General features: G+C 32.0%; 1 protein-coding gene. It reads left to right on the forward strand.

The window, feature by feature from the left end:
- Nucleotides 1–399: flavin monoamine oxidase family protein (locus CN514_RS25145; protein ID WP_176526094.1), on the forward strand; the 399-nt coding region annotated here is incomplete at its 5' end.
- Nucleotides 400–654 lie beyond the last annotated feature (255 nt).

Here is a 654-nt window from a genome sequence, read left to right on the forward strand (position 1 = left end):
ATTAAGTTTTCGTATTTTCCTAGTCATGGACCTGGAGATTCAGTAAGTACAGGTATTATGTTAGCGAGTTACACGTGGGAAGATGATTCAAGTATTTGGAATAATATGACCCAAGCAGAACGTATAAGAATTGCTTTGAACGATCTATCATATATATTTGGAAATGAAGTGTTTTCGGAATTTTTAATAGGTTATTCGCATGATTGGAATGAATTCCCTTATTCTGGAGGAGCTTTTGTCATGTTTAAACCAGACCAAATTAAAGAATTAGGTCAGTATATTAGTACTCCAGAGGGAAGAATTCATTTTGCTGGTTCTCATTCATCTACTACTCCAGGCTGGATGCAAGGTGCAATTGAAGCCGGTATTAGAACAGCTTATGAAGTGAATAGTCGATAATTCTTATATTTAAAATATTATGGGACTTCTTATTCAAATAACGCATGCTTAATTGAATAAGTGTTCCTAAAGGTTGTCTACTTTGACAACCTTTTTTTCGTTCGAACATCAAAATTTAATTTATCGAGAGCCTTCTTTAAATCTTGTCCCAATCATTAACTAGTAAAATATGCATTCAAGTTCAATCCAATAAGTGAAAGTATAAAATTTTAATACTTTTAATTCCATCTTTGAATAAAGTTAAACGTAGAATAT

The organism is Bacillus sp. AFS001701, assembly GCF_002559405.1.
In the GTDB taxonomy this organism is placed as follows: Bacteria; Bacillota; Bacilli; order Bacillales; family Bacillaceae_G; genus Gottfriedia.